This is a genomic window from Stenotrophomonas sp. STEN038 (genome assembly GCF_056759895.1).
This window is the reverse complement of record NZ_JBRRDW010000020.1, coordinates 54,588-76,474: the sequence shown is the minus strand read 5'-3', so window position 1 is coordinate 76,474 and position 21,887 is coordinate 54,588. Positions and strand designations below refer to the sequence as shown.

Genomic DNA, 21,887 nt, shown 5'->3' with positions numbered 1-21,887 from the left:
CTTGAACAAGATCGCCAGACGTCTCAACGAAAGACCTCGTAAGACCTTGGGCTTCCAGACGCCAGCCGCTAAGCTGAGCCAAGCCGTTGCGTCGACGGGTTGAACTCACCGTGGCCTTTTTCGGGTCGCATCTTCATGGTGGGGGAAGCCAGCACCTGCGGCTGCGATCAAAGCATGGCGTTTCGGCGCGTTGCGCCACCGGGCTTTGCGGGCTGCGCCCCGTGCCGTCTTTGCCGTCACGGCCATTCGACTCCAATCCCTCACGCCTTCGCGCCTGCGGCGCTGCGCGCTACGCTTGCCTCCAGGGGATCGGCGCAAGGCCCATCCCCGCCGCGCTGCACTTGGCGCCCCTTGAACACCGCCGAACTGGCCTGCGCCGGATCGACCCCGCCCAGCCTACGGCAGGGCTGCCGATGCGAGCTGGCTTTCAGCCTCGCTCATCAGCACCGCAGTGCTGCATTCGAGCGCGCCGGCAATCTTGAAGATGATCGCCAGCGTTGGCATGTGCTCGCCGCGCTCGATCTTGCCCATGTGCGAACGTTCGACGCCAGCCAGGTGCGCCAGCGATTCTTGCGCGATACCGCGCTCTATCCGCAGCGCACGCACCGCAGCGCCGAAGGCGTGAGCCAACTCGGCGTCATGGGTGGTGGAGCCAGCCGGTCGGCCGGGCTGGACGGATCGCTTCTGCATGGACAGAAGCGTCGATTCGCCGCACAATTAAAACCACGTTATCTTTAACTCATTCATCAAAACCCCACCGTTTTACGCTTCTGCAGAAATCCGTATTTACGGACTCCGACAAAGGAGCAGACCCACGGAATCACAATCGTGTTCATGCCCAAATCCGCCGATACGGTTTTGCGCCTTCACGCTTTGGCGGATTCGTGCAGCCGACGGGAATCGCCATGAATCCGCTCATCACCGAGGACGACCGTGTGTGTCTGCTGGCCCACGGCCAGGCCCGCGCCGCTGGCCGGGCCATCGACCCGGTGCCCGTGGTCCGGTTGTTCACGCCGGACGCGCATGTGACTTGGCTGCTGGCCGCGCTCGATCCCGCCGATGGCGACACCGCCTGGGGACTTATCGACCTGGGGATCGGGATGCCGGCGCAAGGCACCGTCAAGCTATCCGAGCTGGCCGTCATCGTCGGGCCGCGCCAGCAGCCCGTGATGCGTGACCTCTATTTCTGCCCGACGCACACGCTGTCGGAATACACCCGGCTGGCCCAGCGCGACGGGGCTATCCCGGACTGAACAAGGCTGACTGTGATTTTTTCAGTCTGGTGTCATGCCGGTCAGGTCTCAATCGGCATTCTTGCGGCATACCCCGGCCAGTCTGATCGAAACAGTCATGATGCGTGGCGCGGGTTGCGGCAGGCTGGTCAATGCAGCGCTCCAAGTTCGGAGTGCCGCCGCCGCCGTATTGAGACAAACACTGCAACGCATCGGAACCATTCGGTCTTGACCCCTTCCACCTATCTTGAACCTCCCATTTTTCCAACGATGGCGATGTAGCGCGTAGTCCTTTCCGTGACGGCGAATCCTGTTCTCAGGGAGGAGGCGTCATGGTCAATCCCCATCACCTCGCGCACTGGTATCCCACTGCGGCGTACCTGTTTGTCCTGTGGCTCGATGCGCTCGCGCTGGCTTGGGAATACCTGCGCAGGAATCCCGACTACCGGCTTGACTGGCTGCGCCATCATCGCCGGTTGCAAGCTGCGCAGCAGGCGGCGCAACGCTGGGGCTTGCGCCTGCTGGAAGACCCAGCCCTGGATGCGCGCGACGCGCATCCGGCCTGGCTGCCCGGCTCTGATGCCGTGGTGCAGCTCTACCCGGATGCCGATCCACCACTGGACGCCGCCGCGTTCGCGTTCTGGCACATCCCCGGCCATAAACACCTGCTGCATGATGGCAAGGGTCTGGCGTTGATCGCGCGCAGTCCTGGTCGCTGCCTGCGCTTCGCGCTGGCACCCGGCCTGCAAGACGGCATGGCCGTGGTCCATGCCTATCGCGGCGGCACTACCGCGCCTGCGCGCGGCTATGCGCCGGGCGCAGCCATTTCCGATGCCAAGCCCAGGCCAACACCGGCCGCGCTGCTGGAACTGCATACCCTGCAAGCGCTCGACGCCACCCTGGCGGGCGCGTCCTTGCGCGAGGTCGGTGAAGGCTTGTTCGGCGTGGATGCCTTGGCCGATTGGTACAGCGACGGTGGCCTGCGCTCGAAGGTGCGCCGCCTGGTGCGGCGAGGCGATGCACTGATGCGCGGCGGCTATCGCCAGATAGCACAACTTTCGCCGCTTGAGAAGGGTCGTTCTGATGGTGACGCAAAACGACCCTGAGCAGAACAGCTTGGTTTTCTGAGACTGCCTCCATCCGGTTGCGCTGGTGCAGCCGGCGTTTTCAACCGATGGAGGTTCACGCCATGCGTTCCGCTCCCTTGCGGCCTGCCGCCACTGCTGTCACTGCGTCCATGCAGCCTCAACGCTACCTGACCAACGACGAAGCCGCCGAGTACCTGCGCCTGTCGCCGCGCACGCTGGAGAAACAGCGCGTGATCGGCGGTGGCCCGCGCTTTCGCAAGTTCGGCCGCCGCGTCATGTACGCCGTGGCCGACCTCGACACATGGGCGGCCGACCGCAGCTTCGAGACGACTTCCGATCCCGAGTACGCCGAGCACCATGCGGCGGACAGCCGTGCGCGCTGATCGCTGGCGCGCGGGTGGCCTTTGCCATGTCCAGCCCTGCGCTGCCCGCGCGGCAGCAGCCGATGCAGGAACACGAACAGCTCGACCTGTTCCGCGCCTTACCGGGCGAAGGCATGGCGCCGCGCGACAGCCAGGATTTGATGGCCTATCCGTTCTTCTCTCTGGCGAAGTCCAAGCGGGTCAAGCCCATCGACTTTCGCGCGGGCAATGTGACGATCCGCGTGGAAGGCACGCAGGAGCATGGCATTGCCACCATTTGGGACGCCGATCTACTCATTTGGGCGGCCTCGCAGATCGTGGAAGCGCGCGACGCGGGCTTGCGCCCGTCACGGCTGATGCAAGCCACACCCTACGAGATCCTGCGCTTCATCGGGCGCGGCAAGTCGCTGCGCGACTACCAGCGCCTCAAGGCCGCGCTCGATCGTTTGCAATCCACGACCGTGGCCACATCCATCCGCGAGACGACAGGCCGGCGCCTGCATCGCTTCTCGTGGATCAACGAATGGAAGGAACTGGCCGATGCCAGCGGCACACCGCAGGGCATCGAGCTGATCCTGCCGGACTGGTTCTATGCGGGCGTGCTCGATACCGCTTTGGTGCTGACTATCGACCCGGCGTATTTCCGGCTGACCGGCGGCATCGAGCGCTGGCTGTACCGCTTGGTGCGCAAGCACGGCGGCAAGCAGGCATACGGCTGGCAGTTCGACTTTCGCTACCTGCACCAGAAATCGGGCAGCACCGCCAAGCCCTACGACTTCGCCTGCGACCTGCGCGCGCTCGTCGCGCGGCAGTCGCTGCCCGGCTACGTCCTGGGCATCGAGCGGATGCCCGACAACGGCATGGAACTGCTGACGTTCCGGCCCGTGCCGCATACGGCACGGGGATAACTCCGGGACAGCCTGTGAATGGTGTCGTGCTATCAGGCGTGCGGGGTATCGTGCTATTAGGCGTGGGACTATCGTGCTATCAGGCGTGCCGATCGGCCGCAAACCCGCGCCAGCACTGGGTTTGCGCGTCCTCTAACTTTCCTAACTTCATTTCTCTAACTTTTAGTAGGGAAGCGCCGCTGCGGTGGACAACCACCACGCGGCCACAAGCACAGCAGCAAAAGCCCTGCTTTCCAGCATGGAGGGCTAGGCCATGATCGTCGCTTTGCTCAACCAAAAAGGCGGCGTGGGAAAGACCACGCTCGCCACGCACATCGCCGGCGAGTTGGCGATGCGCGGCCAGCACGTCGTGCTGCTGGACGCCGATCCGCAGGGTTCATCGCTGGATTGGACGCAGCGCAGAAGCCAGCAAGGCTTGCCACGGCTGTTCAGCGCCGTGGGCCTCGCACGCGAAACGCTGCATCAGGAGGCGCCAGAACTCGCCAGGCGGGCCGATCACGTCGTCATTGACGGGCCACCACGCATCGCCGCCTTGGCGCGCTCTGCGCTGCTGGCGGCCGAGCACGTGCTGATCCCCGTGCAACCCAGCCCCTACGACCTGTGGGCCAGCGCCGAGATGGTGGCGCTGATCCGCGAGGCGCAAGTCTTTCGGCCCGCGCTGCGCGCGGCCTTCGTCATCAATCGGCGCGTCAGCACCACCATCATCGGGCGCGAAGCGCGCCAGGCGCTTGCCGACCAGCCACTTCCTACGCTGCGCGCGGAAGTGCATCAGCGCATCGTGTTCGCCGACAGCGTGGCCGCTGGCCGGCTGGCACGCGAGACGGCGCCCGACAGCGCCGCCGCCCGCGAAATCACCGCGCTGGTGGATGAACTGCTGCGGTGGCCGGCATGACCGCGAAGCCGCCACCGAACAGCAAACGCACGGCCAAGCGCGTCGGCATCGGCGCGCGTCCGCCCGCGAATCCGCACGCCGAGGCGTGGATTCGTCAGGGCGACGCCGATGCGCTGGGCAAGGGCGACCTCTACACGGCTCGCCTCACGCTCGACATCACGCCCGCGATGCGCGCGCGCATCAAGGTATCGGCCTTCACGCAAGGCGTGACCGTGGCCGATCTGCTGCGCGGCCTGCTGGAGCGCGAGTTTCCAGAACACCGCAGGGAGAGCACGCCATGACCGCATTCGCTTCGCCTGCCGCTGTCGCGGCCACGGCTGCGCTGCAACCATCACCGGCCGCGCTCGCTGGCCAGCCAGCGAGCGCACTGCTGACGCGCGTGGCGCTGGCCTACATCGAGCCACGCTTCAAGCTCTATCTGCGCTTCGGCGAGCCTGCGCGCATCATCCGGCTCGACCGCTGGCGGCGCTGCGCCGTATTCCTGCCTAACGCGGTTCTGTGCCGTGTCCGCTGGCAGGCCAACGACTACGGCACTGTGCGCTGGCAGCTCATGGTGATGCAGGCTTGCACGCCGCTCGATGCGGCGCAGCGCATTCCTGGCGTGCAGCCGGGTGCGCGTTTGCTGCTGCACGCCGAGGGCGAGAACCAGGTGCGCGCCGCGCTGGAGCGCATCGACGCCATCGAGGCGTTGAGTATCGCACCCGCCGCTGTCTCGCCCGCGTACTGGCGCACGCTCGCCAACCGGCTCGCGGCGCGTTTGGCATTACCCGAATACACAGCAGAGCGGCACGCCGCCTGGCTCATCGGGAGGGCACTGCCATGACGCTTCCATCCGCCGTTGCCAGTGCAGCGGGCATTCCGCCGCGTCCTCGTTCGCGCCTGCGCGCTCGCCTCGTGCTGGCGGGCATATCCACCTGCGGCCTCGCTGCGCTGGCCTGGGCGTCCTTCTTGCATCCGCTGCCGCGCCTGATCTACAACCCGTCCGATAGCGTGGCGGTCGGCTGGTATAGCGTCGATCCGCTGGGCCACGGCACCGGCTCGCTGCCAGGCTCTTTGTCCGTGGGCGGCATCGTCCTGACCACGCTGCCGCCAGACGCCGCCGCGCTGGCAGCGCAGCGCGGCTACCTGCCGGCGCGCGTGCCGCTGCTCAAGCGCGTGGGCGCCGTCGCGCCGCAGGAGGTGTGCATCACTGGCCGCGTCGTCCGCATCGACGGCGTGCCTTCGGCCGCCGTGCTGCCTGCCGACCGCTGGGGCCGGCCGCTGCCATCCTGGCAGCAATGCCGTCGCCTCGAAGCCGGGGAACTGTTCCTCTTGAGTGTGACCAACCCGGCGTCGTTCGACAGCCGGTATTTCGGGCCGGTCAGCGCATCCGCCGTGATCGGCGTCGCGCATCCGGTCTGGCTGGAGTCCCGCCCATGATGGCCGCCGACTCGCTGCACGTTGCCGTGCATCTCATCGTGCCATCGGGCGTGTCGTGCTGCTGTCCGTCGCCATGCTGTCGCGCGTGCAGTGCGCGTGCATTCGCACCGCACTTCGCGCTGCCTCCGGCGCAGCCATCCCATGTGCAGGCGTCTTGCCTCGAACGCGCCCGGCCTGCGGCCGTGTCCGCGTTCGCCGGCGCGCTGGCTGCTCACGCAGCAGCGCCACCGGGCCGCCGCTGCCCGGAGCGCCAGCGAGGGGCAAAGGCGGAAGGCAAGACAAAAGGACGCGGCACCGGGCCGCGTCGAAAGCCAGTCTGCACGTCGGGGTGGCGCGGCACGCAGCGGCTTCGCCGCCGTGCCGCTTGGGGCGCGAAGCCCGTGCCAATGCAGGGCTGTCCGCGTGCTTCGCACGCCCGGACACGCCATAGCTTGCAGGGAGAGCGGCCATGACCGACCGCCGCGACGACGATTTCCGGGTGCGTCCGAGCGCCCCGAAGAACCGAGGCAAGGGCCAGGGCTTCGTCTCCAAGGTGCTCAAGCAGGCGGGCAAGGCCAGCGGCGGCAAGTCTTCAGTGCGCCGTCCTGGCGGCAGTGGCAAGGGCGCCGGCCAGCGGCCCGGCTCGCGCCTGGGGCGCGGCCATACGGCGGCGCGCTTCGCCGGCGCGAAGCTGACGCCCATGTCGCGGCGGGTGACCATCAAGACGCTGCTGGTCAATCAGCGCAACGCCAGCCCCCAATCGCTGGCGAAACATCTGCGCTACATCGAGCGCGACGGCGCGGGCCGCGATGGTGAACCGGGCCGGGCCTACGGGCCGCAGACCGACGAAGCCGACCTTGACGCCTTCAAGGAGCGAGCCTCCGACGACCGGCACCATTTCCGCTTCATCGTCTCCCCGGAGGACGGCGCCGAGCTGGACGACCTGCGTACCTACACCCGGCATCTGATGAACCGTATGGAAGCCGACCTGGGCACGCGGCTGGATTGGGTGGCAGTCGATCACTGGAATACCGACAACCCGCACGCCCACCTGATCGTGCGCGGGCGTGACGATACCGGCAAGGACCTCATCATCGCGGGCGACTACATCGCCGATGGCTTCCGCCATCGCGCCGCCGAGCTGGCGACCGAATGGCTGGGGCCGCGCACCGAGCTGGAGATCCAGCAGGCCTTGCAGCGCGAGGTGGAGCAGGAGCGGTGGACGAGCCTGGATCGCACATTGCAGCGCGAGGCCGGTGAGGATGGCCGAGTGCAGATCCAACGGTTCAACGAACCGCGGCTGCAACGCCAGCGCCTGCTGCTGATCGCCCGCCTGCAACACTTGCAGCGCCTGGGCCTGGCCGACGAGACGCAGCCGGGCACCTGGGCTGTCCATGCCGATGCGGAGAAAACCTTGCGTGCTCTCGGCGAGCGTGGTGACATCATTCGCACCATGCAGCGGGCCATGCGCGGCGAGCCGCGCGAGCTGGCGGTGTTCGAGCCGGGAGACGATGGCCGGACTATCCTCGGGCGCGTGGCCGCGAAAGGGCTGGCCGACGAGCTGCGCGACCGGGGCTATCTGGTCATCGACGGTGTGGACGGCAAGGCCCATTACGTCGCGCTCAACGCCCGCGACGAGCTGGCGAACTATCCGGCCGGCGCCGTGGTGGAAGTGAAGGGGGCGGCCGACGTGCGTGCGGCCGACCGCAACATCGCCGCGCTGGCAAGCGGTGGCCTATACCGCACCTACCATCACCTGGCCGTCGCGCAGGGCCAGGCCGTACCGGGCCGTGATCCGCAGGAGGTCGTGGCAGCCCACATTCGCCGGCTCGAAGCCTTGCGCCGCACCGGCATCGTGGAGCGTGTGGCCGAAGGGCTATGGAAGGTGCCTGGCGACCTGCCCGAACAGGGCCGCCGCTACGACGCGCAGCGCCTGGGCGGCGTGGCCGTGGAGCTGAAATCGCATCTGCCCATCGAGCGGCAGGCCCGTGTCATCGGCGCCACCTGGCTCGACCAGCAGTTGATCGGCGGCGGCTCAGGCCTGGGCGATCTGGGCTTTGGCGGCGAGGCCAAGCAGGCGATGCAGCAGCGTGCTGAATTCCTGTCCGAACAGGGGTTGGCCGAGCGGCGAGGGCAGCGCGTGATCCTGGCGCGCAATCTGCTGGGCACGCTGCGCAATCGGGAACTGGCGCAGGCGGCCAAGGACATTGCTGCCGAAACCGGCCTGGCGCATCGCCCGGTGGCTGACGGCCAGCGCGTAGCAGGAATCTACCGGCGCTCTGTCATGCTTGCCAGCGGGCGCTACGCCATGCTCGATGACGGCATGGGCTTCAGCCTCGTGCCGTGGAAACCCGTGATCGAGCAGCGGCTGGGCCAGCAGCTCGCCGCGACGGTACGTGGCGGCGGCGTGTCATGGGAGATTGGAAAACAGCGTAACCTCACTATTTGAAGAATTCTCTCGCCCTCGGATTCAGCGTGGCCCTTCTGCTTCAAGCGGGCGTTTTCAATACCTCAACGTATCCAATCAGCTCGGCCGAATAGCTGCCATCTCCATTGGCCGCGCCCTTGTGTTTCAACTCACGTTGCAACGTTGGCTCCACGGTGTGGGCAAACAACGCCAGCCGCTGCTCCGGTGTAAAACTCGGCGAGATCGCCGATGCTTGCAGATACCGTTCGCATTGCCGCTCAATAGTCGGCACCCGTGTCCCGTCCTGCTTGACTGCGATGGGCTGCACCACCACACGGCGCTCACCGTTGCCGGCAGACGCCTCCACCATCCACAAGGACAGCAGCACCGGCTCGTCAACATCCCCAGCCACCGCAATGCCGATGTCTTCGGGCGTCACGCTGCGCCAGCGGCCAAGCTCTTCCTGTACCAAGGGGTGATCCAACCCCATCAGTTCCAGATCGTCCCTGCTGGTGGCGGTATCGCGGTTCAGTGTGAACCGTGCACGGCGCGTGCCATCCACTGTCACAAGGTCGTAGGTTTCTTCGTCCACCTTCAGCAGCTTCTGCTGGCGGTCTGCCACGGCCGCCGACAGAAAACGCACCAGCCGATCCAGGCTGGAGGACACATCCGAGAAGGGCTGGTAGTCATCGAGGCTGAAACCGTCAAGGTCTTGAAACAGGTCGAACACCACCTGCCGTGCCTCGCGGGAATTGGACAGTGCCGCTTCCAGCTCCACCTGTGTGCGTTTCAGTTCAGGGTCAGACAGCGCCTCCTGGTACAGGCGGTCGTAGTTCAACCGTTCGGAAAGCTGTCCCAGAATCTGCGCCCGAAGGTCTTCGGCCACATTGCCCTGGTCATCGACCTTGCCGACCGTGCGTGCAATTTCAGTCAACTTCTCGTCCAGCAGCAGGAAGATGCGCCCCTCGATGGTGTCCGACAGCACGAGGTTGTAGACCTGCGCCGTGTGGTTCTGTCCATAGCGGTGAATGCGCCCGATGCGCTGTTCCATGTCCATCGGGTTCCACGGCAGGTCGAAATTGAACAGAATGCGCGCAAATTGCAGATTCAAGCCCTCGCGGCCAGCCGCTGTACACACCAGCACACGTGGCCCGTCTTTCAGGCGGAACTTCCGCTCTGCTGCCAGCTTGGCACCGTGATCGCCGCCACGCAGCACCACCACGCCCTGGCCGGGATAAGCCTGTTCAATTTCGCGGGCAATCAGATCGACCGTGCCGAGGTAGGTGGCGAAGATCACGATCTTTTCATTGGCGTTCTGCCGCCACAGATGCCCCAAACCATCGAGCAGCTTTTGTGCCTTGGTCTCGCGCTGCTGCGGGAAGATGCGCAGCAAGTCACCAATGCGCAGGCGCTCCTCGGGCAGATGCAAATCCACCACAGCAGACGCTGCCTCCTCGGCGTGCGTAGCCGAATACTCGCTGCCATAGGGGTCGGAGGCCATTTCCAGCGCCTCTTGATCCAGCTTCTTCACCAACCGGTACTTGAGGTCAGCCAACACGCGATCCACCTCGCTGCGCCCAACGCTGTCGCGCGGCAAGCCAAATTCCTCGTGAATCAGCTCGCGTGCTTCCTCGGTCAGGCGTTCGCGGCCTTCGATGTCCAGCTCCTTGTCGCGCAGAAATGCCTCGTGCAGCGTCAGCATCAACAAGCGGCGCTTGAGCGTGCGGCGCACGGCGGCAAAGCTCGATGCCGCGATCTTCTGGAAGATCGCCATCAAGAAGCCCAGTGCACGCCCCTGGTTGCCCTGGCGTCGGGCCAGATCGAACCCGTCTTCCAGGTATTCGCGCAGCTTCTCGTAAAACAGCCGCTCCTCCTGATTCATCAGGAAGGACTCGGTATGCACCCAGCGCCGGGCAAACAGCGGTGAGCCATCGGGCTGGCAGGCATCGGCCTTGGTACGGCGGAACATCACCGTGTTCAGGCGATGGCGATTTTCCAGCATGTCCTCGGGACTGCCAAACAGCGTGGGGTTCAAAAGCTGCGCCAGCATCCAGAACTGGAAGTGATTGCCTTGGTGCGGCGTAGCAGACAGAAGCAAGAGATCCCGCGCGTGATCCTTCAGCGCTTCGGCCAGCTTGTAGTTTTCCGTCTTGCGCACCTTGCCGCCCGTGCGGTGGGCAGTCAGGTGATGCGCTTCGTCAAACACCACCAGATCCCAGCGTGGCGCATCCAGCAGGCGCTTGATACGGGCAGGGCGCTTCAAGGTGTCGATGCTGGCAATCAGCCGGTCGTGTTTGGCGAAGGCATTGGTCTTGCGGTCGGTGACATCGCCTTCGGAGCCAAACACCTCGAAATCGAGGTTGAACACCTCGTTCAATTCGCGGTGCCAGTTGTTCACCAAGCCTGCGGGCACCACCATCAGCGCCCGGGTCAACTCGCCCCGGCTGGCCAGTTCACGCAGAATCAGCGCGGCCTCGATGGTTTTGCCCAAGCCCACCTCGTCGGCGATCAGGTAACGCCGTGGTGAAGCAGTCGCAATGCGGTGCGTCAGCACCACCTGGTGCGGCAGCAGGTCAATGCGCGCCGAGGTGAGTGCCGAGGCGCTTTCCATCACCGGCAGTGCGTGCGCCTCGTAAGACAACCATGCCTTGCGTGCGCGGTCTGAGCCGCCTGCCACCGATTGAAGAATGCGCTCGGTACGGGTGCGGTCGCGGCGTACCGAACTGACCGGTACGCGGCGCTCGCCCACCACGCCGAAGAACGCGCGCAGATAGCCATCGTGCGCGGGTTCGAGCACCACGCCTGGGCCGAATTCGGTGTGGGTGATGCGCTCGCCGGGCTGGAACGAATCCTGAAAATCGTCTACTTGCACGCGCTGGCCTCAAGTAATCCGCAGGTGAAACAGGCCGGCCGCTTTCGCGCCCTCGCGCAGCAAGATTTCCTGCGGGTACTCGTTAGCCTCACCCCACAGAAGGCGCCCAAAGTCGAGTAGTTGACCCCGATGCGGCGCTTCGCACAGCCAGGTCACTGCGTCGGTGGAGGCCTGCACGCGCAAACGGCCCTGGCCCTGCGGCAGCCAGAAGATCAAGGCTGCTTCGCCTGCGTATTCATCCTGAAATGACAGGATGGCGCGTTTGATCGTGTCGCCCAGCCAGATTTCGGCCTGATCGGGAGCCAGCAAATCAAGGCTGCCCTCCAGCCCGGCCACCACCAGCGTTTGCCCACCGTTGCTGGGCAGGTCATCCGGCCAGCCCTGCCCACCGGGGGCTGCCGCCTGCAAAAACTGCCGCAGGCTCCAAACCTCGCCCGCTGCGCACACGGTGTTGCGCGCTTCCTCGTCCCACAGCCAACTGGTGCCGCGCCGTTGCCATACCGTATCGAGCACCTGCCTCATTGCGCATACTCCTCATCGTCATCGAACAACGAAACCTGCAGTGGCTTGGGTGCCTGGCTGGCTTGCCAGGCTGAAAAGATCGACACCGCGCGCGAGGCCGCGTTGCGGGTGGTTTGATCCGATCCGTTCTTTTGCAACCACTCCAGCAGCGGCTTGAGCGCGATGTGCGGCTTGAAGTTTTCGTTCGTCAGCGTGTCCGAGGCATTGATGCCGCTGCCATCCACGCAGGCACCGATCAGCACCAGCGCCTGATCCAGATCGGACGTGAGGCGGCGGCGGTGTTTGCCCGACCACTCGCGCGCGAACTCCAGCGCATCGGTGCGGGTGAAGACCTTGTTCTTCTCCGCGCACCAGCCACGCTGCACGAACTCGTCGGGCGTGGTGATCGAGCCTTTGAGGAACTTCTGCAACTGGTCGCGCTTCAGTTCGGCGGCATGGCCGAAGGTACGCAGGAACTGGCGCGAGATTGGTTCAGCGTTGACCGGCGGTGCTTCCTTGCCCTTGTCGGCGTCTTCGTCGATGAGCTGGTTGATACCGACCAGCGCATCGCGCACGGAGATGGTGCGCCCCTCATCGACATACACCTTGCCGTAGTGGCGCGAGAAGTATTCCAGCGCCTTGCCGCGCCGGATCACCTGGATGTCCGCCGCTGGCAGGCCTTCCTTGGCGTGGTTCTCCAGCATGGTCTGCAACTGGCGCACGTCGGCCATCACCTCGCGGCGCATCCGGCCCCAGCTCACCGGCTTGGGCTCCTCGGTGCGCTTGCGGCAGACGTGGATGATGTCGTACTCGATGGTCTTGGAGCCGAACTGACCGGAGTCCATTGCCGTATCGGCTCGGATCGGATAGGTCGCTTCGAGGTAGTAGCCCGCTTCGAACAACGATTCCAGCACCGCTACCCAAGGTTCGTCCTCGCTGTGATGGAAAGTGAAGGCCAGTATGCCGCTGGGCTTGAGAATTCGGTGCGCTTCACGCCAGCACTGCGTGAGGAGGCGTTGGTAAAAACCGTCTGGATCTTCTGGCTCGCGGGCTGGGTTGGTGACTGCTTCGAGCGATTTTGGCGTGTAAGGTGCTGAAAAAATATCGGGATACTTATCTTTCAGTAGCAGACGAAGCCAGACGTAGAAGAAATCTGAAAGCTCAGAGTAATGGATAAGTCCACCAAAAGGTGGATCTGTGATAACGAGATCAACTGAACCGCTAGAAATCTGAGCGAGGTCGCTCGATGACCCGCACGAAAGTGTGGTGCCTTCCTCTGTAGGCGGATCGTTAGGAAATACCTTTTCGGTCTTCCCTGATGTCTCAATACCCGTGCCTACAAGTTGAGTGACAGGCACCAAATCCCAAGGGCGTTGCCTCCATTCCGCCCCATTGGCTATCGCGTCACCAGCAGAAATCCAGCGACCATCGCCAACTGGCGCAAATACAGGCACCTCGAGTAGCGTATTCCTCGGATGGAAATTATTGTTCGCGAAGTGCTTCGTCGCTTGATCGTTATTCGGGTGATACACGGTGAACATGCAGTTGAACCGCAAGAACTGCTGAAGCGCGCCAAGAGCAAACTCACGAACATTCCAGTCGTAGTTGCCGACGGCATTGATTGCTTTCAATAGTTGCGCATGCACAAGCAACTGACGTGGATTGAACATCGTCCACCAATGCGTGAAACCGTGGTTTGGCACGCCGCCTTGCAGATGGTGGGTCATGAAACCGTAGGCCAGTTCGGAGCGCGGCCAGTAGCCCTTCAGGTCGGTATCCTTGCGCGCTTCCCATTCCGCGAATGCGGAGTCGTACTGCCTGGCGTGTGAGGCATCGTAGGCAGCGAAGAATCGGCCGCTATAGGGTTTGCCTGCTTCATCGCGCTTGGGCGCGTAGCCCTGCACCGCATAGGCGGCCATCGGCCCGGTTTTGCCCGTGGCCTTGATGGTGGTCAGCACATCCTGCACCGTGCCGCAGGCCGAGCAGGCGTAGTGCGACTTCTTCGGCACTGTGCCTTTCTCGGGCGCGAACGTGACGCCCGTTTCCGGGTCGGTCACTTCATCCGGCAGCTCGCCGCGCACCTCCAGCAGGCGAATCTTCGCGGCGCGTACCGCGTCCCAGCGCGTGGTCGCCGCCACGTCGTCCTGCGCCGAGCCGCCGTAGGGCAGGCCGTTCCCATCCTGCTTGGCCTCGCCCGCCAGCCATTGCGGATGCACCAGCAGGCTCAGTTCCACCTTCTTGTTCTTGCCCTTGCCCAGATTCACCATCGCGGTGTGGCCACAGTGCGGGCAGATCACGCCTTTCTTGCGGTCGAGCACGGAGTACGCGGGCTCGCTGGGCGCGACGTAGAACGGCGCGTCGGGGGCCATCCGCGCGGCTTCTTCCTCTACGTCGAAGGCTTCGCCGCACTTACCGCAGCGGTGTTCCCAATGCTTGACGGTGAGCGTCTTCACCGCCATCACCGGGCTGGTCATGATCGGCGTGCGGTGGCCGCAGCCCGTCACCTGACACGGCCCGTGTTTTGCCCAGAAGGTGTAAATGATCTCGGGGCCTTCGTAGCGGTAGTGCTTGCGCTCGTCGCGCGGGATGGCAAGCGGGTCGAAGTCGGCGGGCATCGCCTTGTTGCTGGGCAGATGCGTCCACTTGCCTCGTTCACCTTGCGGGCCGTCGCAGTAGTAGTACGGCATGATCTGCGGCTTGACCTCGGCCTCGATGTCGGCGAGCAGCTTCTTGACTTCCTCCAGATCGACGTTCGCCAGCTCCTGCTTCACCACAAACCACGCGACCGGGTTGAGGTCGTTACCGACCATCTGCATCCCCAGGCGCGAACCTTCCACCAGCGTGGTGCCGCCGCCCATGAAGATGTCTGCCACCTTCAGGTGCTTGAACGCGCCTTTCTTCTGGTGGTTCGCGTAGTAGTTGGCCCAAACGGTTTTGGATGTTTGAAGAGTGTCATCTGGCGCCTTCGTTGCGGCTGCAACGAGCATCGACCGAAAAACGCTAGATGGCCTCCGTGCCCACCACTTTGCCATTTGATAGATCGGCTTCGTGGCAGCGCCAGAAGATGATTCCACTGCTGCAATTTGATTGATCGCCAGAATTGGGAAGTCCACCTCCAGGCAGGTCTTCGGGCGATTCGGGTCGTTGAAGTCGACGGTTTCGAGCGCGACCGCTTTGCCTGCGCCGACGGCTTTGGCGACTTGCTGCGCGAGTAGTTCTTTTTTGGTGGCCATTCAAGCTCTTCCTTAATCTTCTTGTGCGCGGGATTGCCTGCGCATGTTTTCTACGGCAGCCACCAAATCGACTTCTGCTTTCGGCGTGGCCCAGCGCGTCCAGAATGGGATCGTTGCACTGCGCGGTTCGTGTTTGGGCTTGGCCATCTTGATGCGGGTCGGCAGCAGGGTCGCATCGCCAACCACCACAGCCTCGCCCACATCCAGCGTCGGCAACACCTCCATGAGCCCCTCCAGACTTTCTGGCAAAAGCTGCCTGACCACCGATTGGTCAGTCTTGTTGGCCAGCCGCAGGCTGATGATGTTGCTGCACTGGCTGAGAATGGTCGTGCTGACATCCGAGGGTCGTTGGCTGACTACCATCAGCCCAACACCGTACTTGCGACCCTCTTTGGCGATGCGCTCGAAGTTTTCCAGGGCGCGCTTTTCCATTGGGCCAATGGAGGCAGCACCGCTGGGCAAGTAGAGATGTGCCTCATCACAGACGAGCACGATAGGATGGCGGGCATCGCCATCCGCCCCAGGTGAACTCCAGAACTGGATTTGGTAGACGATTCGCGCAACCAGACCAACGACGACCGGTAGGATGTCCGAGGGCACCTCCGAAAAATCGACAATCTTGATGCCGGGGTTGATGCCATCTTGCTGGACGCCGGTGCCGAGCAGCTTTCCGGCTAGCTGGTGCAGCGCTTCGTAACTCTCGTATTCTTCTGGAGCCTGATACATGAAGGCATAGCGACGGTCTTTCGTTTTGACACTGATCCTGTTCAGAAATCGCGTCAGTTTTCCGAAAAGCGGCCCCTGCTTTTCTCCCTTGCTTCCTTGCACCATCTCCTTGTCTTTTTCTGCGATAGCCTCAATAAGATCGGCCAACCGATAGGGCACCGGAGTATCCACTGTGAATCCATCGAGCAGATCGTGCTTCCCCAGCCCTTCGATGGATTTCTTCTTCAACTCAACGACCTGCTTCATCAGTTCACTGGCCTGATTGGGGGCGCTCTCTTCAGACCGATCCACGAACAGTGATTGCATTTCGTCGTAATTCAGCAGCCAGAAGGGCAGGAAGATGGCACCGTCCTTCTTCGCTTTCAGATCGCCGATGCCTGCGATGCGGTAGTGGCTGGCGAACTTCATGCTCGAATATTCGCCGTGAAGATCGAACACGACGATATTCGCGTGCGGCAGTTGTGCAGACTGCTCAAGAATGGAGGCGACGGTGAAGGATTTGCCCGAACCCGTACTGCCCAGCAGCGCGGCATGGCGCTGGAAAAGCTTGTCGCCATCAATGTAGGCGCTGGCCTTGCCATCCAGGGTATAGGTGCCGACCTTGAGCGGTGCAGCCGCGTCCGCCTTGGATGACGCGCTCAAGATGCCCATGAAGTCTTCGAGAGATTTCTCCTCGATAGGGAACACAGGCCGGTTGATTTCCGGCAGGATGAAAACGGCGCGCGTGAAAGTGTCCTTGCGCTGTCCATCCCGGGCGCGATAGGTGCCGACCAGGCTGATCGACACGCCGTTTTCCTCTTGAGGCACGGCAGCCAGATCCGCTGACGGGTCAGCTTCGGGCAGCGTCGGCAGCTCCACTGGATGCCGCCACACCCGCTCGATGATGCCGATCAGCCATTCATCGCCCATCGACTGAATGGCGACCAATCGACCGACGCGCGCCTTTTGCAGGCGTTGACCGTCCGTCACCCGCACGGTGATCCGTGAGGTTTCAACACTGCGGACTTCGCCCAATGACTGCTCGTCGGTGAAACTGAAAATGCTCATCCTCGCCTCACTCCACAAATTTCTTCAAAAAGTCATCAAGTTGCCAGAGTGGCTCTGGTGACCGCACCGCATTCCCGTTCCAGCGACAAACCGCGCCGTCACCGTCCTTGAACACGGCAATCACGTGGGGGTGTTCGCCAAGGAGTTTTTCAATGTTCGGTGTCGGGTCGCGCGTGACAATGATTGCGGGCATGCCTGCGGTCAGGCGGTGCTTGATGACGCCTTGCAAATGGTCGTCGTTGAAGCCAAAGCCGATACACAACAGCGCCTGGGCATCGGCGAGTACCGCATTCATCGCGGTACGCATTTCGTCGAACAACGTATTGACCAGTGCGTCTTGGTACTTTGACGGGCCGGGGACGACAATGGCTCGTTCCGCAATGGAAACATCGTTGAGGGCTTCCACAGGCCCCTCGTCCGTCGTCAGCCAGCTGATTGAGCCATGAGGCTTGTACAGACGAACTGTTTTACAGATGCGGTGATCGACCTGCTGCTGGCGCTTCTCGGCCACCAGAACACGGCTGTACTGCGTTTGGAAGAGTGGCCGGGGACGCGGCTTACGCCGACGGAACCCCGTGAATCCTGTATCCAGGGGAATTTCCGCCAGATCACAAAACAACTCCAACAACGTGTCGTAGTTGGTTGTAATGACATGGATGCTGTCCGTGTTCTGCGGCGAGCCACTAAACAAGCGATTCAAGAGTCGTGACGGCGCATGGCCACCGGCAACCTTTTCACCAAGAATTTCCGCCTCTGCGGCGATGGCTCTATCAAGAATCAGCTTCGCGGTTTCTCCGCGTATGGCTGATACGATCTCTGCCCACTCCGCCATGCCAAGCGGAATGCCGTTCAGGCCAGCCTCCAGATTTGTCTTGATCGCTTCAACTGATTGCGCCCAGGCATTCCTTGCCCCATCGGTGGACAGGGCATCGTGCACAGCGGTTGCCAAGTGCTCCGCCAAAGCGCCCATACCGGGCAGGCCATAGCCACAGGAGAAGCCAGAGCCGACGAGCAGTACCGGGGTTTTGCGAAAAATCCCTTGGATGTCTGCGAAAAAATCTTCTGGCAATTCGGCCGCTGTCATATCGGCCTACTTCGATAGTTCAACGAAGGGCGACAGCACTTCCAGCAGCGAGAGACCGCCATGCGTCAAAGTCGGGTAGCCGCCCTGGCTGCGCCACTTTCTGCGCCCCAGCGCCAGCAGGTGTGCGCCGTGCGGGCTGTCGATTTGCAAGGCGACCGGAGGAACGAAGGGGCCTGCGTCGCCATTGCCTGCCTTGCTGCGACCGCTTGAAAAAATCTGCTTGAGGTGCGAGGCAACTTCGCCATCGGCATCGGGGAAGTAACCCGTGGCGGCGTAGCCGTGATCGGATGTGATGACCAAGCGCCGCCCATTGGCGAGGCGCTCAATAAAGCTCCAAAAGTCGTCACTGGAAAGTTGCTGCGCGGCATCTCTGGTCAGCAGCTCCAGACCTTGGCCCGCGCCGTAGTCGTGCAGCTTGGCGTCTGGCCAGTGATGCCAGAACACCCAGTTCTTCGCGCCCGATGCGTTGTCCACCAAACCCTCGCAGTCCTTCCACGGCAGGTCGATGGTTTCGGTCTGCGCCGGTTGCAGCTTGTGGGCCAAACCGCCGCCGTTGGCTTGTAGCTGGCTGCGGCTGGTCAGCCCCAATGCGCGGGCGAAGGGGTTGGTCTCGCTGGGCAGCTCGGATGCAGTAGCGGCCACTGCGTGCAGGATGAATCCACGCTCCTTGGCTCCTTGCAGCAGCCAGGGCAGTTCGCGCAGCGAGAGGGCATCCAGAATCAGCACGGCGCGCGCGGCGTTATAGCCATAACCGGGTTCGTTCCACCAGCGTGCAAGCCGGTCTGAGGTACGTTCCACACCACTGATTTCGGGTTGATCAAAGATCTGCCACAGATCCCAGCCGCTAGAGGCCAGAAACAAATCGAGCTCGCCAATTTCGCGGTCTCGCTTGACCACCTCGCTGGGGGCATTGCCTTCGGCCAGCGGTTTCGAGGCAATCTCCAGCACCCGATCGGTAATGACGCGCCACGCCTCTTTCGGGCTGTCCTGGGTCAAGCGCTGCAAGATTTGAGCATCCAACGCCATCAGTTGTCCTCCTTCTCAAGGCTCAGCTCGAAAGTCATGCCATCGGGCAGCTTTTTGAGCAATTCCTTGAGCTGCGCGCCGGTGGCGGCAGATATCTTGATGGAGATTTCGGCCACCGGTGTGGCTGGGCCAATGCCCCAGCCTTCGAGCTTGCCGATCAGGTTGAGTGGCGAGGTTGGCGGGTTAGAGAGCGGGACGCGTGGTTTGGCAGTGCTGTTTGTGCCGCCGAAAATTCCGCCCGACGTAGAGGCTGATGTGGGTGGAGTGCCAGGCTGCGGCTCTTGTACGCCGGGAGCCGGATTGGTACCACCGCCAAAAATATCGCCGCCCAATCCACCATTGCCGCCAGCAGGCGGCTGCGGCGCGGGTGGTGTGGTGCCGCCGGTCGCGGGCACGGCCGAGGGTTCCATCAGGAACACTTCATCAAGCTGACGCCCGGTGTAGGAGAGCTTGGGGCGCAAGCGCCGCCACGCAGATTCCTCGTCTTCGCCCGCGTGGGTTTGAAGGTGCTCCAGATTACGCAGGTTGATGGCGATCTTGCCGCGCGCACACAAGCGCAGGATGCGTTCCTTCATCGCGGTTTCCCCCAGCCAGGGGATGCAATCCTGACCCGCAGGGCGAGGCTCTTGCAGTTCACGCAGCAGCTTGCCGAGGGGGGCGTTCTCCGAGGCGGCTTCAAGAACGAGGTCTTCGAAATCTTCGGGAACAAAGAGGTCGTTGGTCAGGGTTTCTTCGATGCCCTCGGGGATTTGAGCACCTTGCTTTTTCAGGTGCTCGACACTGAACAGGGATTGCTGCGGGTTCTGGTGGTCATAGCGGTGCAGGATGGCAAACCGATCGAAGCGCTTCTTCAGGTTCTCGCGCAGCGTGCCTTCAAATTCCTTATGAAGTTTCTTGTATTCGGGGTTCTGCCCACTCCATTCCTGAGCCTTCATTTCGGCGCGGGCAAGGATGAGGAGGTCACGGTCCTGGAAGGCGTTGGTGGAGCCGGCACGGGGCAACAAGAAGCGAATGGTGTTGCGGCGCTTTTGCAGGTGGTCCTTGAGCCAGCGGCCCAGTGTCTGGTCCATTTTTTCCGGCTCATCTGGCAGCACCAGAATGGGCAGCCGGTCATCCCAGCGCTCCGGCTGCTCGGCTTCGTCGAGCGATGTCCACGGATCGTTCTGCCACGATTTTGGCAGGGCAATCACGCGGAAGGTTTTAGCGACCTCATCGCTGCCTCCGATGACGTAGCGCACCTGCTTGGCAAGCTGCACCTGATCGGAACCATCGGTGAACAGCTTGTCGTTGCGCGCGCAGGCCATCAGCTTGGCGCGGGGGTTTTCTTCCTCGCGGAAGACCAACCGTGGACCATCCTGGTGAATGTTGAAGCTGTTTTCGACAATGGTCGCCAGTTCGACCTGAAAGGCATTGCCATCTACCGGCTTGCTGCGGGTGATGTCCACCTGCAACGTGGCAGGATCGGCCCCGGCAAGATTGCCGACGGCGATGGAGCGGAGCCACAGCGCGCTCAGGATTTCTTGCAGGTGTGGGGCAAGGTTGGCGTGGTCGTACACCGCCTCGGTCACCGAAATGATGTTGTGCTGCGCTTTTTCGCGCAGGGTGCGGTGGTGTTCGTTGGACACTGAATCCAGCAGCGCTCCAATGCCCGAGGCATCGTCATCCAGCCGGAAATCAGCGGCAGTGAGCACAGGCACCGCTTCGCCCCGGCTCTTGTAGAGGTTGGCCAGGATGCGAATCATGTCGCGCGTTTCTTGCGCATCCGTGGCTATCAGCACCTGTTCCTCAAGCAGGCGCAGCAAGTGCGGTGCGTAAGGCCAGGACTCAGTGAATTCACGGCGCTTGCGATCCTGCTCGGCGGGCGGCACATCCAGCAGGCGGAAGTATTCGGAGACGTGTTGCGCAACCAGCGATTCGATGGTGCCGTCTGCAATCTGCAGACGGTTGTCGAACAGGCGATGCAACAGCATCCGCCGTCGATCCTGCTGGATACGCTCGGCATTGCCTCCCGCCTTGAAGTCGATGGCCACCGGGTTGACGCGGTGCACCTGCTGGTAAGCATCGCTTCCGCCATTGCGCACGGAGATCACCAACACGAGTAGGTCGGGGCGCTCTTTGGCGATCTCCGACAGGATCTGGATGAAGTTGAACGCCCATTGCTTCCAGGGGTACTGCTTGGTATTGGTCAGGCCGTCGTACCAAGTCTGGAATTCGTCGAGGAGGAGCATCGCGGGCCGATGCTCAAGCAGCTCGATGATGAGCTTGTCTGAGGGGATGTCGGTCTTGGCCGCTCCCATGCCTTCCCACTTGCCCTTGATGAATTCGCCGCGAGGGTGGCGTTCGAACAGCAAGTCCCACAGGAACTTGTAGCGTTGCCGGTGCAGGCTCTCGCCAATGACCAACATGCCATCGCGCAGTGCTATCTTGCCGATGCCGGGATCACCCAACGTGCTTGACCAGGAGTTGAGCCATGCGCCCGTCGATGCGGCATCGTTGACCGCGTGGTAGAGCGCTGCCATCAAGTGCGACTTACCCAGGCCGCGCTCGCCGATCACGACCACTGGCCGCCCTTGGTTGGGGCCTACGGCTTCGATGCCCTTCAGCAGATCGTGGGTGGGATAGGTGATCTCCAAGAATGCCTGTGCGGCGATCTGGGTGGCACCCGTGTTCGAGTCGTTGGAAAGCTCAATGGCCGTCCCTTTGAGGCGCTTGCCCCGAAACTCATCCCGAAGAGTCAATCCAAGCATTACTTACGCACTCCATCGTTGGTTTGGCCATTGGCCGTGTGGACACCCTCGCGCGCAGCGTCGAGTCCTTCCAAGGACTGCTGCTTGATCCAGTTGTCAATGTCTGCGCGCGAAAACCGCCACGTCCCTCCAACTTTGAAGGCTGGGATTTTCTTGGCCCCGGCCAACCTGTAGATCGTCCGTTCCGTGACCTTCAGGTAGTCGGCTACCTGCCTGATGGTGAGGATTTCGCCTTCGTTGTTGTCGGTGGGCATCGTGGGTGCCTTGGAGGTCAAACAATGGCAGGATTGTACAAAATTTTCATGTTTGGGTGATAATTACGCATCTCATGCGAATTTTTCAAGATTGCTGCCGGTCATAAGGC

General features: G+C 62.8%; 18 protein-coding genes. 9 read left to right on the top strand and 9 right to left on the bottom strand.

Annotated elements, in window-relative coordinates; translation table 11 throughout:
• Window positions 1–396: 396 nt before the first annotated feature.
• Window positions 397–690, bottom strand: coding sequence for a helix-turn-helix domain-containing protein (locus ACVOLS_RS10330; protein WP_099605323.1), 294 nt, complete (start codon window positions 688–690; stop codon window positions 397–399).
• A gap of 215 nt (window positions 691–905) precedes the next feature.
• On the opposite strand from ACVOLS_RS10330, the gene ACVOLS_RS10325 reads away from it, so the two are divergent.
• From ACVOLS_RS10325 to ACVOLS_RS10285, 9 genes are all read left to right on the top strand, one after another.
• Window positions 906–1,253, top strand: a complete 348-nt coding sequence (locus tag ACVOLS_RS10325) for a DUF2958 domain-containing protein (protein ID WP_099605312.1) — start codon at window positions 906–908, stop codon at window positions 1,251–1,253.
• A gap of 311 nt (window positions 1,254–1,564) precedes the next feature.
• Window positions 1,565–2,338, top strand: a complete 774-nt coding sequence (locus ACVOLS_RS10320; RefSeq protein WP_481545531.1) for a DUF2285 domain-containing protein — start codon at window positions 1,565–1,567, stop codon at window positions 2,336–2,338.
• Between the two features lie 83 nt (window positions 2,339–2,421).
• Window positions 2,422–2,703, top strand: a complete 282-nt coding sequence (locus ACVOLS_RS10315) for a helix-turn-helix transcriptional regulator (RefSeq protein ID WP_099605310.1) — start codon at window positions 2,422–2,424, stop codon at window positions 2,701–2,703.
• Window positions 2,704–2,729: 26 nt separating this feature from the next.
• Window positions 2,730–3,590, top strand: coding sequence for a replication initiator protein A (locus ACVOLS_RS10310; protein WP_099605322.1), 861 nt, complete (start codon window positions 2,730–2,732; stop codon window positions 3,588–3,590).
• Between the two features lie 253 nt (window positions 3,591–3,843).
• Window positions 3,844–4,482, top strand: coding sequence for a ParA family partition ATPase (gene parA / locus ACVOLS_RS10305; RefSeq protein ID WP_099605308.1), 639 nt, complete (start codon window positions 3,844–3,846; stop codon window positions 4,480–4,482).
• The gene (locus ACVOLS_RS10300) at window positions 4,479–4,763 is read left to right on the top strand and encodes a chromosome partitioning protein ParB (protein ID WP_099605321.1); all 285 of its coding nucleotides are present in this window, start codon (window positions 4,479–4,481) and stop codon (window positions 4,761–4,763) included. The genes parA and ACVOLS_RS10300 overlap by 4 nt, the downstream gene beginning before the upstream one ends.
• On the top strand, window positions 4,760–5,305 hold the full coding sequence (locus ACVOLS_RS10295) for a DUF2840 domain-containing protein (RefSeq protein ID WP_099605307.1): 546 nt from the start codon (window positions 4,760–4,762) through the stop codon (window positions 5,303–5,305). Before ACVOLS_RS10300 ends, ACVOLS_RS10295 begins: the two co-directional genes overlap by 4 nt.
• Window positions 5,302–5,901 (top strand): S26 family signal peptidase, encoded by a 600-nt coding sequence (locus ACVOLS_RS10290; RefSeq protein WP_099605306.1) that lies wholly within the window; start codon window positions 5,302–5,304, stop codon window positions 5,899–5,901. The genes ACVOLS_RS10295 and ACVOLS_RS10290 overlap by 4 nt, the downstream gene beginning before the upstream one ends.
• Before the next feature lie 448 nt (window positions 5,902–6,349).
• Window positions 6,350–8,329, top strand: a complete 1,980-nt coding sequence (locus tag ACVOLS_RS10285; RefSeq protein ID WP_481545530.1) for a relaxase/mobilization nuclease domain-containing protein — start codon at window positions 6,350–6,352, stop codon at window positions 8,327–8,329.
• 40 nt (window positions 8,330–8,369) lie between these two features.
• On the opposite strand, the gene ACVOLS_RS10280 is transcribed toward ACVOLS_RS10285, so the two are convergent.
• The 8 genes from ACVOLS_RS10280 to ACVOLS_RS10245 are packed head-to-tail and all read right to left on the bottom strand — an operon-like array spanning window position 8,370 to window position 21,777.
• A complete protein-coding gene (locus ACVOLS_RS10280; RefSeq protein WP_481545529.1) occupies window positions 8,370–11,159 on the bottom strand; it encodes a DEAD/DEAH box helicase in 2,790 nt (929 codons plus the stop codon).
• 9 nt (window positions 11,160–11,168) lie between these two features.
• Window positions 11,169–11,681 carry a hypothetical protein gene (locus ACVOLS_RS10275; RefSeq protein ID WP_481545528.1) on the bottom strand — a complete coding sequence of 171 codons (513 nt, stop codon included), beginning with the start codon at window positions 11,679–11,681 and terminating at the stop codon, window positions 11,169–11,171.
• Entirely contained in the window at window positions 11,678–14,893 is a 3,216-nt protein-coding gene (locus ACVOLS_RS10270) for a DUF1156 domain-containing protein (RefSeq protein WP_481545527.1), read from the bottom strand. The genes ACVOLS_RS10275 and ACVOLS_RS10270 overlap by 4 nt, the downstream gene beginning before the upstream one ends.
• Window positions 14,894–14,905: 12 nt before the next feature.
• Window positions 14,906–16,666 (bottom strand): ATP-binding protein, encoded by a 1,761-nt coding sequence (locus ACVOLS_RS10265; RefSeq protein WP_481545526.1) that lies wholly within the window; start codon window positions 16,664–16,666, stop codon window positions 14,906–14,908.
• Window positions 16,667–16,673: 7 nt separating this feature from the next.
• The gene (locus tag ACVOLS_RS10260) at window positions 16,674–17,750 is read right to left on the bottom strand and encodes an SIR2 family protein (RefSeq protein WP_481545525.1); all 1,077 of its coding nucleotides are present in this window, start codon (window positions 17,748–17,750) and stop codon (window positions 16,674–16,676) included.
• A gap of 6 nt (window positions 17,751–17,756) precedes the next feature.
• Window positions 17,757–18,776 carry a hypothetical protein gene (locus ACVOLS_RS10255; protein ID WP_481545524.1) on the bottom strand — a complete coding sequence of 340 codons (1,020 nt, stop codon included), beginning with the start codon at window positions 18,774–18,776 and terminating at the stop codon, window positions 17,757–17,759.
• Window positions 18,776–21,523 (bottom strand): DUF499 domain-containing protein, encoded by a 2,748-nt coding sequence (locus ACVOLS_RS10250; RefSeq protein ID WP_481545523.1) that lies wholly within the window; start codon window positions 21,521–21,523, stop codon window positions 18,776–18,778. Before ACVOLS_RS10250 ends, ACVOLS_RS10255 begins: the two co-directional genes overlap by 1 nt.
• Entirely contained in the window at window positions 21,523–21,777 is a 255-nt protein-coding gene (locus tag ACVOLS_RS10245; RefSeq protein ID WP_099605296.1) for a helix-turn-helix domain-containing protein, read from the bottom strand. The genes ACVOLS_RS10250 and ACVOLS_RS10245 overlap by 1 nt, the downstream gene beginning before the upstream one ends.
• Window positions 21,778–21,887: the final 110 nt, after the last annotated feature.